General features: G+C 66.4%; 16 protein-coding genes. 10 read left to right on the top strand and 6 right to left on the bottom strand.

The genetic code is table 11. The features are described from left to right. Window positions 1–8: 8 nt before the first annotated feature. The 3 genes from M1L58_RS14840 to M1L58_RS14850 are packed head-to-tail and all read right to left on the bottom strand — an operon-like array spanning window position 9 to window position 3,330. Window positions 9–980 carry a choline kinase family protein gene (locus M1L58_RS14840; RefSeq protein ID WP_006357669.1) on the bottom strand — a complete coding sequence of 324 codons (972 nt, stop codon included), beginning with the start codon at window positions 978–980 and terminating at the stop codon, window positions 9–11. Beyond that, window positions 977–1,897, bottom strand: coding sequence for a phosphotransferase (locus tag M1L58_RS14845; protein WP_248659458.1), 921 nt, complete (start codon window positions 1,895–1,897; stop codon window positions 977–979). Before M1L58_RS14845 ends, M1L58_RS14840 begins: the two co-directional genes overlap by 4 nt. Beyond that, complete coding sequence (locus M1L58_RS14850) at window positions 1,894–3,330, bottom strand: amidase family protein (RefSeq protein WP_248659459.1); 1,437 nt, start codon at window positions 3,328–3,330, stop codon at window positions 1,894–1,896. The genes M1L58_RS14845 and M1L58_RS14850 overlap by 4 nt, the downstream gene beginning before the upstream one ends. A 183-nt stretch (window positions 3,331–3,513) precedes the next feature. Between M1L58_RS14850 and M1L58_RS14855 the strand changes: the two genes are divergently transcribed. From M1L58_RS14855 to solA, 7 genes are all read left to right on the top strand, one after another. Beyond that, on the top strand, window positions 3,514–4,362 hold the full coding sequence (locus M1L58_RS14855; protein ID WP_248659460.1) for a GntR family transcriptional regulator: 849 nt from the start codon (window positions 3,514–3,516) through the stop codon (window positions 4,360–4,362). Between the two features lie 207 nt (window positions 4,363–4,569). Continuing rightward, complete coding sequence (locus M1L58_RS14860; protein WP_006357665.1) at window positions 4,570–4,815, top strand: hypothetical protein; 246 nt, start codon at window positions 4,570–4,572, stop codon at window positions 4,813–4,815. Further along, complete coding sequence (locus tag M1L58_RS14865) at window positions 4,815–6,404, top strand: sodium:solute symporter family protein (RefSeq protein WP_204717673.1); 1,590 nt, start codon at window positions 4,815–4,817, stop codon at window positions 6,402–6,404. Before M1L58_RS14860 ends, M1L58_RS14865 begins: the two co-directional genes overlap by 1 nt. Before the next feature lie 218 nt (window positions 6,405–6,622). After that, a complete protein-coding gene (locus tag M1L58_RS14870) occupies window positions 6,623–8,080 on the top strand; it encodes an amidase (RefSeq protein WP_248659461.1) in 1,458 nt (485 codons plus the stop codon). Beyond that, window positions 8,077–8,853 carry an SDR family NAD(P)-dependent oxidoreductase gene (locus M1L58_RS14875; protein WP_248659462.1) on the top strand — a complete coding sequence of 259 codons (777 nt, stop codon included), beginning with the start codon at window positions 8,077–8,079 and terminating at the stop codon, window positions 8,851–8,853. Before M1L58_RS14870 ends, M1L58_RS14875 begins: the two co-directional genes overlap by 4 nt. A gap of 40 nt (window positions 8,854–8,893) precedes the next feature. Further along, complete coding sequence (locus M1L58_RS14880; protein ID WP_248659463.1) at window positions 8,894–10,048, top strand: tyramine oxidase subunit B; 1,155 nt, start codon at window positions 8,894–8,896, stop codon at window positions 10,046–10,048. Further along, window positions 10,045–11,214 carry an N-methyl-L-tryptophan oxidase gene (solA, locus tag M1L58_RS14885; RefSeq protein ID WP_248659464.1) on the top strand — a complete coding sequence of 390 codons (1,170 nt, stop codon included), beginning with the start codon at window positions 10,045–10,047 and terminating at the stop codon, window positions 11,212–11,214. Before M1L58_RS14880 ends, solA begins: the two co-directional genes overlap by 4 nt. 57 nt (window positions 11,215–11,271) lie before the next feature. On the opposite strand, the gene M1L58_RS14890 is transcribed toward solA, so the two are convergent. After that, entirely contained in the window at window positions 11,272–12,201 is a 930-nt protein-coding gene (locus M1L58_RS14890; RefSeq protein ID WP_006357659.1) for an LLM class F420-dependent oxidoreductase, read from the bottom strand. 143 nt (window positions 12,202–12,344) lie between these two features. Here M1L58_RS14890 and M1L58_RS14895 point away from each other — a divergent pair, with 143 nt between their 5' ends. Beyond that, entirely contained in the window at window positions 12,345–12,761 is a 417-nt protein-coding gene (locus tag M1L58_RS14895; protein WP_006357658.1) for a DUF6764 family protein, read from the top strand. 44 nt (window positions 12,762–12,805) lie between these two features. Here M1L58_RS14895 and M1L58_RS14900 read toward each other — a convergent pair whose 3' ends face one another. After that, the gene (locus tag M1L58_RS14900) at window positions 12,806–13,531 is read right to left on the bottom strand and encodes an alpha/beta fold hydrolase (protein ID WP_248659465.1); all 726 of its coding nucleotides are present in this window, start codon (window positions 13,529–13,531) and stop codon (window positions 12,806–12,808) included. On the opposite strand from M1L58_RS14900, the gene M1L58_RS14905 reads away from it, so the two are divergent. Beyond that, window positions 13,508–14,215, top strand: a complete 708-nt coding sequence (locus M1L58_RS14905; RefSeq protein WP_248659466.1) for a cupin domain-containing protein — start codon at window positions 13,508–13,510, stop codon at window positions 14,213–14,215. The two genes, M1L58_RS14900 and M1L58_RS14905, sit on opposite strands and share 24 nt — an antisense overlap. Continuing rightward, entirely contained in the window at window positions 14,212–14,400 is a 189-nt protein-coding gene (locus tag M1L58_RS14910) for a helix-turn-helix domain-containing protein (protein WP_248659467.1), read from the top strand. Before M1L58_RS14905 ends, M1L58_RS14910 begins: the two co-directional genes overlap by 4 nt. A 12-nt stretch (window positions 14,401–14,412) precedes the next feature. On the opposite strand, the gene M1L58_RS14915 is transcribed toward M1L58_RS14910, so the two are convergent. Further along, the gene (locus tag M1L58_RS14915; RefSeq protein WP_006867472.1) at window positions 14,413–14,916 is read right to left on the bottom strand and encodes a mycothiol transferase; all 504 of its coding nucleotides are present in this window, start codon (window positions 14,914–14,916) and stop codon (window positions 14,413–14,415) included. Between the last annotated feature and the right edge of the window lie 69 nt (window positions 14,917–14,985).

Raw genomic sequence — 14,985 nt, forward strand, 5'->3', positions numbered from 1 at the left:
AGGATTCGTCAGATGTTGCCGATCCAGGCACCCCACCGTTGATCAGCTGTGCGTGAGAGCGCGCGCCGGAGTTTCCACACGCCGTACTTCTGGTAGTCGTAGTCCCAGGACTCGTTGAGCTGGGCGTAAACGATCGCCCACAGCCCCCACTTTATGTCGGCGAGGAATCCGCACACTTGTACGCGTGCAATGGTTTCGGTCGTCGCGGAGCCATAGAATTCCTCGACGCACTCGGCGGTTCGGACGTCATCGAAGAAGAACTCGGTGGTCATGACGGCGAGTTCGTAAGCCCGTTCGTTGTTCGACGAGAACTCGAAGTCGATCAGGCGCATCGGTTTGCCTTCGGCGATCAGAAAGTTGCCGGGCATCGGATCGTTGTGGCACGGCGCCATGTCGATCCCACCGGCCAGCAACGCGTCCCGTGCCGAGAAGTACTCGATCTTCAGCTGGGGCCAGAAGTGCGGTAACCGAGTTCCGAGTTCCAGTGCCTGATCGTGGTGTTCGACAATCATGTCGAGGATCGTCTTGGTACAAGGCAACGGTTCGATGCTGTTGAAGGCCCGGTACAACCGAATGATCTCACTGGCGATCTCCGGACGCTTCATGTCGCCGTTGGTGCACGCGCGGTAGTCTTCGAGGAACTCGATGATCTCGATACCCGTCGACGGGTCGAAGTGGGCGATCTTCGGACTGATCCCAAGGGCACTGGCCTGTTCAGCCGCGTGATGGGCGTTTCCGCGGTCGATGAATGCATCTGAGCCGGCGCCCGGAATCTTTAGGAAGTACGGCGTGTCCTCCCCCTCCACGTCAAGGCGCCAGTTCTCGTTCTGCAGCCCGCCGTGTACGGGCTGATACCGGATCGTACGGCCGACCCAAGCCGCCACCGGGTCCAGCGCGGACTCCACCGCGCGTTCGGCCGAGGTTCGTGCCCCGCCCCGCAACACCCCGGCGGCTTCGTGCTCGTCGGATAGCGTCTTCATCGGTCAATCCTCCTCAGCAGTTCACCAGATCGGGTACCCGACAACGCCAACCGTGCTCGCAGCAACTGCCAGTCACCGAATTTCGAATACTCGAAGGAGCCTGGGTCGAGGGCGTCGACCAGCATCCCCAACATGCCCTGACGCACGTGGTCGGCGTACCCGTAGAACAGGCACCGGGCCAACAGCGCCTCGTCGAAGCTGCCGTACGCAACCTCGAAGAGCTCACGTGCGTGCGTTTCATCCTCGGCGAGCTCGACCAGTGCAACACCCAAGTCCTGGAACGGATCGATCATCGCGGCGAGGTCCCAGTCGAGCAGAAGCAGCGAACCGTCGGTTCGAGAAACCATCACGTTCGACAGGTTCCCGTCGCCGTGTCGGAGCTCGCGATCGAAATCGGTTGCTTTGATGCGCTTCTCGGCGTCGTCGAGGACACGCCGGAAGTAGGTCAGTTCGGCAGGGACGGGGGCGCCCGCTTCGCCGAGCCGGAAGCCGAGTTCGCGGATGTCGTCGAAGACGGTGGCCTCTCGGACCACAGTGGGCTTGAGGTCACCGACGCGAGAACGGATCTCGAAATAGCTGTGGACGAACTCCGCCGTGTTGCCGTCGGCGAGGGTTGCCGTGCGATGTGTCTCGGTCAGGTCGGCCAGCACAAGCTCGCCGGATGCGACATCTGAGGACACGACCGCCGGCCCCAGCCCGGCGGCGCCCGCGGTCTCGGTGGCGGCCACCGCCGCGGGCACGTTCACATAGGACCGCGCGGCGTCGGTGTAACGGCGGACGTGGACCGCCACGTCATCGAGCCGACCGCGGATTCGCAACGTGTCCGCACCCCACCAGCTGGGGCTGGCCATGGTCGGTGTCCCATCCATCCGGTCGGACAGAACCCGCCCTCCGGAGAGTTCGAGCTTCGTGGTCATTTCGCCTCCTTCCACACGGTTCCCGGCGTCGCGCGCGGTTCCAGCGGCCAATCGGGCTCCTTGCCACGACGGGCCTCGAGCCAGCCGGCCAGCGCGAGGACGCGACGGTCCGCGTACCGCGGTCCGGCGATCTGGATCGCGACCGGGTGCCCGTTGTCCTCGCCGAACGGCATCGACACCGCCGGCTGCCCGGTCTGGTTGAACCACGCGGTGAAGCTGCAGTGCTCCAGCGGTCGGTCCTGGTTCATGCCGAGGTGCTCGGCCGGGAATGCCGCCGACGGCAGCACCGGCGACAGCACGACGTCGACGTCGCGCTGCAAGGCCGCGAAAGCCATTTGGTCAGTCGTCACGCGACCCAAGGCGCGTTCGTAATCGGTCGCGCTGAGCGGGCCCGCGGCCTCGATCCAGCGCACCAGTCCGGGTAGCACGTACCCACCGCGATCGCCATGTGATTCCAGCTCGGCGCGGGCACGCACCACGTACAACGTGTCGAGGGCGTCGTAGACGCCCGGCGCGAAGGGCGCCGGCAGCTCGATGATCTCGCAACCACCCTCGGCCAGCGTCTGGGCGGCCGCCCGTAGCGTCCGTAACGTCGGCTCGTCGGCCGGGAATCCATATCCCATGTCCGACAGGACGCCGACCCGCAGTCCGTTGACCGCGTCCAATGGCAGAACCGGCTCGTCACAATCGGTTTCGTCGGCGAGTGCCAAAGAGTCCCGCGCGTCGAACCGTCCGACCACACCGAACAGCTCGGTGACGTCGGCGACCGTCCGGCCCATCGGACCCGCGCTGCGCACAGTGCTCGGCGCGAGATGCGGGATACGGCCCTGGGTGGGTTTGATGGCGACGATGCCGCAATGGGCCGCGGGCAGACGCACCGAGCCCGCGATGTCGGTGCCGATCGCACCCCAGGTGAGGCCCGCGGCGAGCGACGCCCCGGCACCCGAGCTCGACCCGCCGGGCGTCATGGAGAGATCCCAGGGATTGCGCACGATGCCGTAAAGCGAGGACACACCGGAGGCGAGCATGCCGAAATCGGGCATCGTTGTCTTGCCCACGATCACCGCACCGGCCTCTCGCAGGCGTGCCGACGGCGGGGCGTCGACGTCCGCGCCCGGGAGTCCATCGTTCGGCTTTGTGCCATGTCGCCACGGCAGTCCGACCGCGTTCACGCTGTCCTTGACCGTGACCGGGACCCCGTCCAATGGGCCCAGTGACCGGCCGTCCTCCCACCGTCGGGTTGCCGCCTCAGCGGCCTCCCGTGCTACGTCGAAGTCGGTGGCGGCAATGGCGTTGATCGCCGGATGGACCGTTTCCAGGTGCGCGATTGTCAGTTCCAGCGCGTCGGACGGTGTGGTGCTTCCATCGGCGAATCCGCCGCGGAGCTGCTCAATTGTCGATCCCAGAACGGGAACCTGCGTCTGCTGAGGCATGCGTAAAGGTTGCATCCGAACCATTTCTGGTCCCTGGCCCAAATGTAAATTCTGCATTTCCTGGGTTCGCATGACGCGAGATTCGGTGCGAGTCTTGACAAGACACGCCGCTCGCGCGGGTCACGAGTCTGCCGGGCCAGCGCGCGGAGCAACCATTCCCCGATCTATAGAGCACGGTGAGCAGTGACCTACGAAGAGACCTTTGCCACCATTTCCCGCCTTGCCGACGACCTGGCACGCCGCGGGTTCACCAAGCTGCCCGCTGAACGTGAACTCGCAGAACGGCTGAACGTGTCTCGGTCCTCGGTGCGTCGCGCTCTCGCCGAACTCGAGGATGAAGGCATCGTCCACCGCAAGCGCGGCCGTACCGGTGGCGCGTATCTCACCGCGGCACAGTCACAGCCCGACAACACATTCGTCGACGAGGTCGACCCGGCCGAGGGCCGGCGTGTCGAGCGCCCACTCGGGACCGTCGTCGGCGTGCCGCAGATGCTGCGTTCCCAGGGTTTCGAGTCGGGCACCCGCCTGCTCTCCGCGTCCTACGAACACCCCACAGAGGAAGAGCGGCACTACTTCGACATCGACTCCGACGATCTGATCGCGGCCATCGTACGAATTCGCTTCGCCGACGGGGATTCGTTGTCTCTCGAGTCGTTCCGGGTCTCGGCCACGCGTTTTCCCCAACTGCTCGAACGCTCCCTGATCGGATCACTTTACGAACTGCTGGTCGAACACTACGGCGTACGCCCCACCACGGCCGACGAGCAGATCCGCGTCGTGTGTGCGTCACCGCGTGTCGCAGCGGCGCTGGCCGTCGAAGTGGGTACGCCCCTGCTCAAGGTCACCCGCAACACCTACGACCAGTTCGGCGAGCCGGTGGAGATGTCCGTCGACTACTTCCGCGCAGACCGGACGGTCCTGCACGTGCCGGCACACCCGGGCGATGGTCAGGAGCCGGGCGCCCATAGATTGCAGCACCGCCTGGAAATGGGCCACCACGACACCCAGCGCGAGGTCACGACCGACGCGTAACAGGTCCGTTACGACCCGAAACGTGACCAGTAATGGTCCACTCGCATGCTTTGGCTGCACACACCGACAGCGGTACGCAGATCACTTCCCTACGTATCAAGTTCGGACTGAACCTTCTTGGTGCAACCGAGCCACTTCGACACTCGTCGCCGCGCCCGACCGCGGTCTGCCGCTGGGCGATCGACCTCAAGGAAAGGAGCCGATTCCTTGACTCAGTTCATAAAGAGCCTGGATCGCAAGGTAATCAACACCACATTCGGCGTCATCTACGGATTCGCTCTGTTGATGGCACTGTTCCCCCCGCTATACCTGAGCGCCAGCGGCGTCAAGAGCCCAGTGATCTTCGGTATCCCGTGGGCGGTCATGTACTGGATCGTCAACGCTGCCCTGGTCGGCGCCAGCCTGACCGCGTTGTACATCGTGGAGAACATCCGCGGGGAGGGCGACGACTGATGGTGATCATGCTCGGAATGCTTCTAGCCTTCTACGCGATTGTGGTGGGAATTCTCTACGCCACCAAACAGAAATCGAATCCGACCTTCGAGGAGTACTCGGTCGGTGGCCGCGCATACGGCACCTGGTTCGTCGCGATGTCATATGTGAATTCGTGGTGGCCCGGTTCGACCTTCATCGCGTTCTTCGGCCTCGCCGCAGGCGCCGGCGTCTTCGGCATGTACGCACTGGCGTACTCCACACTCGGCGTCGCGTTCATGTACCTCATGGCGACCCGCGCATGGCGCTGGGGAAAGGTCTACGACCTGCGCACCCAGCCCGACTTGATGCGTGTCCGCTACCGTTCCGACGCTGTCCGCGTCATCGCCAGCGCCATCGGCGTGATCTCACTGTTCCCATGGGTCGTCCTGGGTATGCAAGCACTGGGAACCCTGTTCGAGATCGCGAGTGGCGGCGCCTGGTCGGTCATCGCGTCCCTGTGCGTGGGCCTCGGGGTAATCCTCATCCGCCAGTTTTGGACCGTCCAGATGGGTATGCGCGGCCTGATAATGACCGACATGTTCCAGGGATTCGTCGCCTACATCGTCGCAGGTCTCGTCGGCGTCATCATGCTGACCGGCGCGATGGGCAGCCCGATCAGCTGGGGCGACCTGCAGGCGATCGGCGACAAATTCCTGGTGCTCCCGGGCGGCGGCGACAAGTACGGACCGTGGTACATCTTCGCACTCGTCTTCACCGGCGTCATCGGATCGCTGAGCTGGCCCACCAGCTTCCAGCGCATCTACACCGCCTCGAGCGTGCGCACGGTTAAGAAGGGCACGCTCGCAACGATTCTCATCTCGGCGACCTTCTACACCATCCTGATGCTGGTCGGTCTCGCCGCGGTCAACATCCCCGAGGTCATGGAGAACCCGCAGGGCGCCTGGTTCACCCTGCTGGACCAGTGGGGCGGCACGTGGATGCTGGGGCTTGCGGTGGTCATCGTCTTCGCCGCGCAGATGGGTCACACCGACGCCAGCGTCCAGGTGGCCGGCCTGCAGGTCTCCAACGACATCGTCGCCACCCTGGTCCGGCGTCCGCTGTCCGACCACCAGCTGACCGTGATCGCCAAGGCGAGCATGGTGGTCTACATGCTCCTGGCCGGCGTCATCGCCTTCGCGACGTTCAACTTCGACCGTCTCCAGCTGCTCGCCCAGATCTCCTACCAGGGCATCATCCAGTTGTCGGTGCCGCTGTTCCTCGGCATCTTCTGGAAGGGCGGCAACAAGTACGGCGCGATCTGGGGCATGGTCAGCGGCTTCGTCATCGCCGCGGCGCTGACCGGCGTCTACAACGACGACATCCGCGCCCTGGGCAGCCTGACCTCGGGCATCGTCGGCCTCGCCGTCAACCTCGCGGTCTTCCTGATCGTCTCGGCGGTCACCGGTCACTCCGAGGAGGACCGCGCACACGTCGAGGAGATGTTCGCGGCAGCCAAGGGCGAGTCCGCCCTCGCCGCACTGCGGGCCAGCCGGACCGACGACATCGAGGTCGTCGCCACCGGCGACGGGGTGAGCACCGCCGCAACTGCTCAGTCCCCGGCCGAGTAGGAGACACCGACCTCCTCGTCTCCTGCTCGACACGACAAGTGGGCACGACCTTTCCGGTCGTGCCCACTTTAGTTGTGTTGCAGACCATTCCATTCCGTAACCTGCGCGTTACGACGGTATCGGGGACCAGTAATGGTTTCGACGGACATTTGTTGGGCGCCGAAAAACACTCGCGCCGAACCATTCCCACCTCCCCCTCACCCATTCAGGAGTAGTCCATGGACGCCGACCAGTACGCATGGATGTCCGCGACCAAGATCGCGGCCAAGATCGCCGCCGGCGAGCTCACCGCGCTCGAGGTCGCCGAGGCCGCCTGTGCGCGGATCGAGGCGATCAACCCGCTGATCAACGCCTACGTCCACTACGACCGGGAACAGGTCCTGGCCGACGCCCGGGAACTCGACGCCAAGCAGGCCGCCGGCGAGCCGCTCGGACCGCTCCACGGCGCGCCGTTCGCGATCAAGTGCCTCACCGAGGTCGCCGGCCTGCCCAACACGCATTCGATGACGCCGTTCGCCGACGAGATCGGCAAGGAGGACGCCGTCGTCGTCGCGCGACTCAAGGCCGCGGGCGGCCTGTTCACCGGCCTGACCAACGCGCCCGAGGGCGGTTACTACGGCGGCACCGACAGCCACCTCTACGGCCCCACCCACAACCCGTTCAAGCACGGTCACACCGCGGGCGGTTCGTCCGGGGGCTCGGCGGCCGCGGTCGCCGCGGGCCTGGTGCCGATCGCCGAGGGCGCCGACGGTGCCGGCTCTGTCCGCATCCCGTCGGCGATGTGCGGGGTCGTGGGCCTCAAGCCCTCGCTCGGGCGCATCCCGCATGCCCTGCTGCAGACCAAGTTCGAGACCTGGGTATTCCACGGCCCCATCACCCGCACCGTCGAGGACGCCGCGCTCATGTTCGACGTCATGACCGGATTCGATCCGAGCGATCCGATGAGCCTGCCCCGCGAGGTCGAGTCGTACGCCGCCGAACTCGACGGGACCGAGGGCGAGAAGCCGCTGTCCGGCCTGCGGGTCGCGTACTCCCCGGACCTCAACGTCGGCCACGTCGACCCGGAGGTCGCCGCGATCTGCCGCGAGGCGGTCACCGCATTCGAGACGCTGGGCGCCACGGTCACCGAGGCCACCCCCAACTGGGGCAACCCGGAACAGGCCATGTGGGAAGGCATCTGGGTGCCCGGCTTCGCCGCCGACAACGACCTGTTCCCGGACTGGAAGGAGCTGAGCGGTCAACTCGACGACCAGCTGATCGAGATCCACGAGCTGTCCAAGACCCTCACCGCCGAGGAGGTCGGCCGCGCCCAGGCCTTCCGCTCGCGGATGTACGACACCTTCACCGAGTTCATGGAGCACTACGACCTGCTCGTCTCGCCGACGCTGGCGTCAGCGGCCTTCCCGCTCGACCAGTTCGCCCCGGAGTGGCTGGCCGACGAGCCGCTGGAGACCCAGCTCCTGGGCTGGCTGCTGACCTACCCGTACAACATGCTCACCTCGCCGGCCATCACCGTCCCCGCCGGCTTCACCGAGGACGGACGCCCGGTCGGGCTGCAGATCGCGGCCCGCCACCGCGCGGATGCCGACGTCCTGGCGGCGGCCAAGGCCTTCTCCACCGTCCGGCCGTGGGCGGACCGCTACGAGTCCAACGTCATCGAAGGAGAGTCCAAGTGATCGACCTGACCGGCAAGACCGCCGTCGTCACCGGCGGCTCGCGCGGCATCGGACGCGCCAGCGCGCTGCGCCTCGCCGAGGCCGGCGCCTCGGTGATCATCGGCGACCGTTCCGATTTCAAGGCCGGCGACGAGTCCTGTTCGGCCGAGATCCGCCGCGCGGGCGGCACCGCGGAGTCGCGTGAGCTCGACGTCGCCGATTCCGCCGCGGTGGACCGGGTGTTCGGCGAGATCGCCGCCGAGCACGGCATCGACATCCTGGTCAACAACGCCGGCGTCCTCTTCGCCGGAAGCGCCACCGAGACCACCGACGAGATGTGGCGGCAGCAGTTCGCGGTGAACGTCGACGGGACGTTCTTCTGCACCCGGGCAGCGTTGCGGGCCATGCTCAACGCCGGCAACGGCGGCAAGATCGTCAACGTCGCCTCGATCAGCGGGCTGCGCGCCAACCCCGGCTTCGCCGCGTACTGCGCCAGCAAGGCGGCGATGGTGAACTTCACCCGCCAGGCCGGGATCGACTACGCCGCAGACGGAATCAACGTCAACGGCGTCGCGCCGGGCTTCGTCGAGACCGACATGACCTCCCTCTACTCCCCGGAGATCCGGGCCGCGCTCGAGGGGCAGACGCCCAACGGCAGGTGGGCGACCTCGGAGCAGATCGCCGACTCGGTGCTGTTCCTCGCCTCGCCGCTGTCCGACCACATCTGCGGCGAGATCCTCACCGTCGACGGCGGCTGGATGGTCGGCACCCCGGTGGTCGTCCAGTCCGCCTGACCCACACCACACACACCACGACACGCGAAGGGATCACCCGATGACTGAGACCACGGTCGAGACCACCACCACCGACACCGCCATCGACTTCCTCTACCTCTCCGAGCCCGACATGGTGGCCGCCGGCGTCACCGACATGGCCGCCTGTGTGGACACCATGGAGGAGATGTTCGCCCTCCTCGGCCGCGGCGACTACCGCATGGCCGGCAAGAACAGCGACTCCCACGGATCGATGATCTCCTTCCCGGAGGAGCCCGAGTTCCCGGGCATGCCCCGCCACACCGAGGACCGCCGCTTCATGGCCATGCCCGCCTACCTGGGCGGGGCCTTCCACTCCGCGGGCGTCAAGTGGTACGGATCGAACATCGAGAACAAGCTCTCCGGCCTCCCCCGCTCGATCCACCTGTTCGTCCTCAACGACGTGGAGACCGGTGCCCCGCGTGCGATGATGTCGGCCAACCTGCTGTCGGCCATGCGCACCGGCGCGATCCCCGGCGTCGGAGCCCGCCTCTTCGCCCCCGAGGACTCCAAGGTCGTCGGCATCGTCGGCCCGGGCGTGATGGCGCGCACCGCGCTGCAGTCGTTCGTCGTCGCCCGGCCGGGGATCGAACTGGTGAAGGTGAAGGGCCGCAGCGAGCGCGGACTCAACATCTTCCGCGAGTGGATGGAGCGCGAATTCCCGCAGATCCGTGTGGAATTCGTCGACACCAACGAGGCCGCGGTGCGCGACTCCGACATCGTGACCTACTGCACCACCAGTGGCGGGTCGCCGGAGAACTACCCCGTTCTCAAACGCGAATGGGTCAAGCCCGGCGCCTACCTCGCCATGCCGTCGTCGGTCAGCCTCGACGACGACCTGATCTCCGACGACGTGCGCCTCGTCGTCGACAACCTCGGGCTCTACGAGGCCTGGGCCGACGAGTTCCCCTACCCCACCTACGCCTCGATCCCGATCGTGGGCTGCTTCTTCACCGACCGCGTGCACGAGGGCAAGCTCGCCGAGGAACGCATTGAGGACATCGGCCGCATCCTCGCCTCGGGCGGCACCGAGCGCGACCCCGATCAGATCGTCATCTTCTCCATCGGCGGCATGCCGGTCGAGGACGTCGCGTGGGCGACCCGCGTGTACGAGCGTGCCCGCACCCTCGGTATCGGCACCTCGCTGAACCTCTGGAACACCCCGGTGCTGGCATGACCTCGGCATCGACCCCCGAAGAACTCGTCGACGTCGCCGTCATCGGCGCCGGCAGCGTCGGCGCGATGGCCCTGTGGCACCTCTCGAAGGTGCCCGGGCTGTCGGTCCTCGGCATCGAACAGTACGGCCGCGCACACGGACTCGGCTCCTTCGCCGGCGAGTCCCGGCTGTTCCGGATGGCCTACAAGGAGGGCGGCCTCTACCTCCCGCTGCTGACCGACGCCCGTCGCCAGTGGCTCGAGCTCGAACAGGAGGCCGGCACCGAGATCCTGCTGCAGGTCGGTGCGTTGAGCATCGGCACCGAGACGCAGCCGGAAATGGTCGCGACCAGGGAGACGATCGACACCTTCGGACTCCCCCACCGATACCTCGACACCGAGGAACTGCGAAAAGAGTACCCGCAGCACGACGTCCACGACTCGGACGTGGGCATCCTCGATCCCCAGGGCGCAGGGCTGCGTCCCGAGGTCGCGGTGTTGAGCGCACTGCGGCTCGCCGAGGCCAACGGAGTCCGCATGCGTTACCACTGTGCGGTCGAGGCGGTCGAACCCGGTGACAACGGCGTCACCATCCGCACGGCCCAGGGCGTCGTGCGGGCCCGGACCGCCATCGTGACGACCGGGTCGTGGGCGACGGAGCTGTTGCCCGGCGTCCGCGACCTGGTCCACGTGCAGCGCCTCGCGCTCTCGTGGTTCATGCCCACCGACATCGGCCGGTACCTGCCCGAGCGGTTCCCGGTGTTCATGCGCGACATCGGCGACGTGCACTTCTTCGGTGCGCCGTCGCTCGACGGATACAGCGTCAAGGTCAGCCCCGGCCACCTCGACCTCCCGTCCGCCCCGACGCTCGCCGAACTGCCCGATCTGCCCGACGATTTCGGCGCCCACCTCGCCGCGCAGGTGACCGACTTCTTCCCGGACATGAACCCCGAGCCGGTCCGCCTCACCGCGCACCACGAGATGTTCACCGTCGATCGGGTCCCGATCGTCGACCGGGACCCGACGGGCAGCATCGTGGCCGTCGCAGGACTGTCCGGCCACGGCTTCAAGCTGGCACCCACGTTCGGCCGGATCGCGCGCGATCTCGCCGTGGACGGCGCCAGTGCACTGTGCCCCCGCGAGTTCACACTCGCTGCACATCAGGAGCGCGCTGCCGCGCTGATCTGAGCCCGGCCTCCGCGTGAAGCTGCCATCACGGTCTTGGCGCGGGACCGATCCACCTTGTCAGGCGAGCTGCGGTGCCACCTTCGACGCCACCAGGTCGAGGTGGTCGAGGTCGTCGAGATCCAGTGTCTGGAGATACATCCGGGTGATACCGAGTTCGCGGTAGCTCTCGATCTTGGCCGCGACCTCGTCCGGCGTGCCCGCGGCGCCGTTCTCGCGCAGTTCGTCCGGTTCCCGGCCGATCGCCTCGGCGCGACGGCGGAACTCGGCTTCGGTACTGCCGCAACACAAGACGAGAGCTCCCGAGTACGTCATCGTCTCGGGACGACGCCCTGCCGTGGCACAAGCCGCGCGCACGTTGCCGATCAACTCGCGAGCGACGTCGACGGGCTGGAACACCACGTTGAACTCATCGGCGAACCGCGCCGCCAACGCCGGCGTGCGCTTCTTTCCGCTGCCACCGACGATGATCGGCGGACGCGGGTTCTGCACCGGCTTCGGGAGTGCCGGGGAGTTGCTGATCTGGAAATGCTCACCGCGGTAATCGAACTGACTGCCCTCAGGCGTGCCCCACAGGCCGGTGATGATCTCGAAGCTCTCCTCGAGACGATCGAACCGTTCCTTGATCGACGGGAACGGGATCCCGTAGGCCTTGTGCTCGGGCTCGTACCAGCCGGCCCCGAGCCCCAGTTCGATTCGGCCGCCACTCATCTGGTCGACGTTGGCGACCGCGATCGCGAACGGGCCCGGGAGACGGAAGGTGGCCGACGAGACCAGCGTGCCCAGGCGGATGCGCGAGGTCTCACGCGCGAGACCCGCCAGCGTGATCCACGCGTCGGACGGGCCCGGCAACCCGTCGCCACCCATGCCGCTGTAGTGGTCGGAACGGAAGAAGGCGTCGTAGCCGAGATCCTCGGTCGCCTTCGCCACGGCGAGCAGCTGATCGTAGGTCGCACCTTGCTGGGGTTCGGTGAAAATTCGCAATTGCACAGTTTCAACTTACGCGCAATGGGCATCCACCTCGTGCGGGACGATTTCCCCGGCCGCCCATCCGGCCCCGCGGCGAATCCGAATCGCATATGCACGACACCTCAACCCGGTACTCGCCGAGTACTCGACAAAGGAGTCCGAAAATGAAGACAGTTGCGCGTACAGCCCTCGGTTTTGTCGTCGCGGCGGCAGGTGCCACCGCGGTATCGCTCGCCGCCGCCCCGTCGGCCGGTGCAGCACCGTCGGTGTGTCCGGCCCTGCCCGGTCAGAGCTCCTCCACGACCTCCTGCAGCGCCGAGTCGGGCCCCAACGGTCTCGCGCTCGCCATCACCGACAACGGCGGCAAGGCCACCTCGACTGCGGACAACTTCGCCGGACCCGCGGCCATCGCACTCGGCCCCGGTGCGACCGTGACCATGACCGGTGTGCGCGGCGGCCTGGCCATCGGCATCGCCGGACCGGGCGCCGAGGTCGTCGTCGACGGCAAGAACGCCCCGACCTGCAAGGGCGGCCCCGCGTTTGCCGGCGATTTCCAGACCTTCAAGGGTTGCAGGTCCTGATCCTTCGCACCCACGGGTGCGAATGAGGCGACCGGCCTGGAGCCCTAGGGTCGGCCCGCTTCCACGATCTTCGCTGCCAGCAGCTTCGGATTGGTGAACATCACCTCATGCGAACCCGGCAGCTGCACGAGCCGGTACATACCCAGCCGCGACGACATCCGCGGGTGCCAGCCCCACTCACCCGGCGGAAGCGCGATGTCCTCCGTCGCGTTGATGTAACTCTTCGGGATCTCACTCTGGTAGAACCGCGTGAGGTCGAGTTTGTCGGCCATCGGCTGCAGCGGTTCCGGCGACAGCAGCTCGTAGGTCCGCGTCGCGGTCTCCAGATCGGCGTCCTGGATGAAGGCCTCCCGCCACACCGGGAACGGCAACATGACGGTGTTGTCATCGGTGGCGGCCGCCAGGCTCGTGAACAGTTCCCGGTAGTGAGGCGGAGCCTCGTCCATCAGGCTGTTGCCCGGCTGCGGCACAAAGGCATTCCAGAAGATCAACCGCTGAATCCGCTCGGGGATCTCCTCGGCGAGACGGGCGATCACGGTACCGCCGTAACTGTGACCGAGGAGCACGAAGTCCGTCAGATCGTTGCTCTCCACATAATCGACGATCGATTTCACACAGTCATCGTGGGTCACGTTCTTGTCGACCCCCTTCCCGTGACCCGCAACGGTGGGACCGTATGCGGTGTGGCCGAGAGCCTCGAGTTCGGTGATCACCGGCTCCCACAGCGGACCGTCGTGCCAGGAACCGTGAATCAGGACAAACGTAGTCATACGGACAACGTATACGGCTCCTCACGGGATTTTCGAGCCATCCAAACCGAGGTCACGGTATCCGACGTCGCCATCCACACTCTCCGTTACGGCACGGACGTACGCATCGACCCGGACCCGCTGGGGGCCTGGGTGCTCGTGTCCACACCGATGCGGGGCAGGCTCACGATCCGGTCGGGCGCCGAATCGCGCACCCTCGGGCCGGGCGAATCCGTCGCCATCGACTCCTATCGCGCGTTCGAACTCACCTGGCGGCAGAACTGCCAACTCCGAACTCTCCGACTACCTCTCACCTCCGTCGTCGAGGCCGCCCAACTCGCGGGCGCCGACACCACTCGCCCGGTGCGATTCGGACTCGGCGACCCCGCGACAACGGCCTCGGCGCGCAGCTGGCAGTCCGTCGTCGCACTCGCTGAACGGGATGCCCGGATGGCCGGCGAACTGAGCCGTTCACCACTACTGAGCGAACAGATGTCGCGAATGATCGCGACCACCCTCGTGGCAACCCATCCGCTACTGGCCATCCCCGGCGACGACCGACCGGCTGTGCCGCGCCAGATCCGCAAGGCCGTCGAACTGATCGAACGCACGCCGGACGAGGACCTCACCGTCACACGGCTCGCCGTCGCCGCAGGGGTCGCGTCCGCGCACTGCAGCAGGGATTCCGGCAGCATCTGCAGATGAGCCCGACGGAGTATCTACGGCAGACGCGTCTCGAACGCACCCACCACCAGCTTCTCCGAGAGAACCCGTCCACCGTCACCGTCGCGGAGATCGCCCACTCATGGGGTTTCGGCAACCTCGGCCGCTTCTCCCAGATGTACCGCCGACGCTACGGAAGACTGCCGTCACAGACCCTTCGTGACTGACGCCGAAGTCGTTCAGGAGAACAGGCCTCGCAGATAAGCGGCCTGCCCGATGTGCTGCGCGTCGTCGTCTACGACACTGACCAGCCGGACTCCGAGCGTCACCGGCGGGTCCCAGTTGGTGTCGACGACCCGGTCCAGATCTGAATCCGCCAGTGACGCAATGTAGTCGACACTGACCGCGTGGGTGGCGTCGTAGTAGTCCCGGAGCAGACCGGGATCGTGGACCACCACTCGGGCCACCTCGTCGGCCGAATGCCCGTATCCGATGTCGGCCGGCGGGATCGGCAGACCGAACCGGTCGGCCCATCCGCCGGTCACCCACACCTCGTCGGTGCCGGCGACATCGGCGATGTGAGAGTCCTGAACACGCGAGAGATGCCACACCAGCCAGGCGATGGTGTTGGAGCCCGGGGCCGGCGCCCGGTTCAGGACCTCCGAATCCACGTCGTCGAGCACCGCGTGAACATTCTCGGAGATGCGTCCGAGACCATCGATTAGCACATCTGTGGCGCGCATGCGGCAATTTTAGTTCGCCGTGCGCGCAAAGATGGCGGGTCTGCAGATCCGTCAGCATCATTCTTCCGG

It is taken from the genome of Gordonia sp. C13, from assembly GCF_023218005.1.
Lineage (GTDB): Bacteria > Actinomycetota > Actinomycetes > Mycobacteriales > Mycobacteriaceae > Gordonia > Gordonia namibiensis.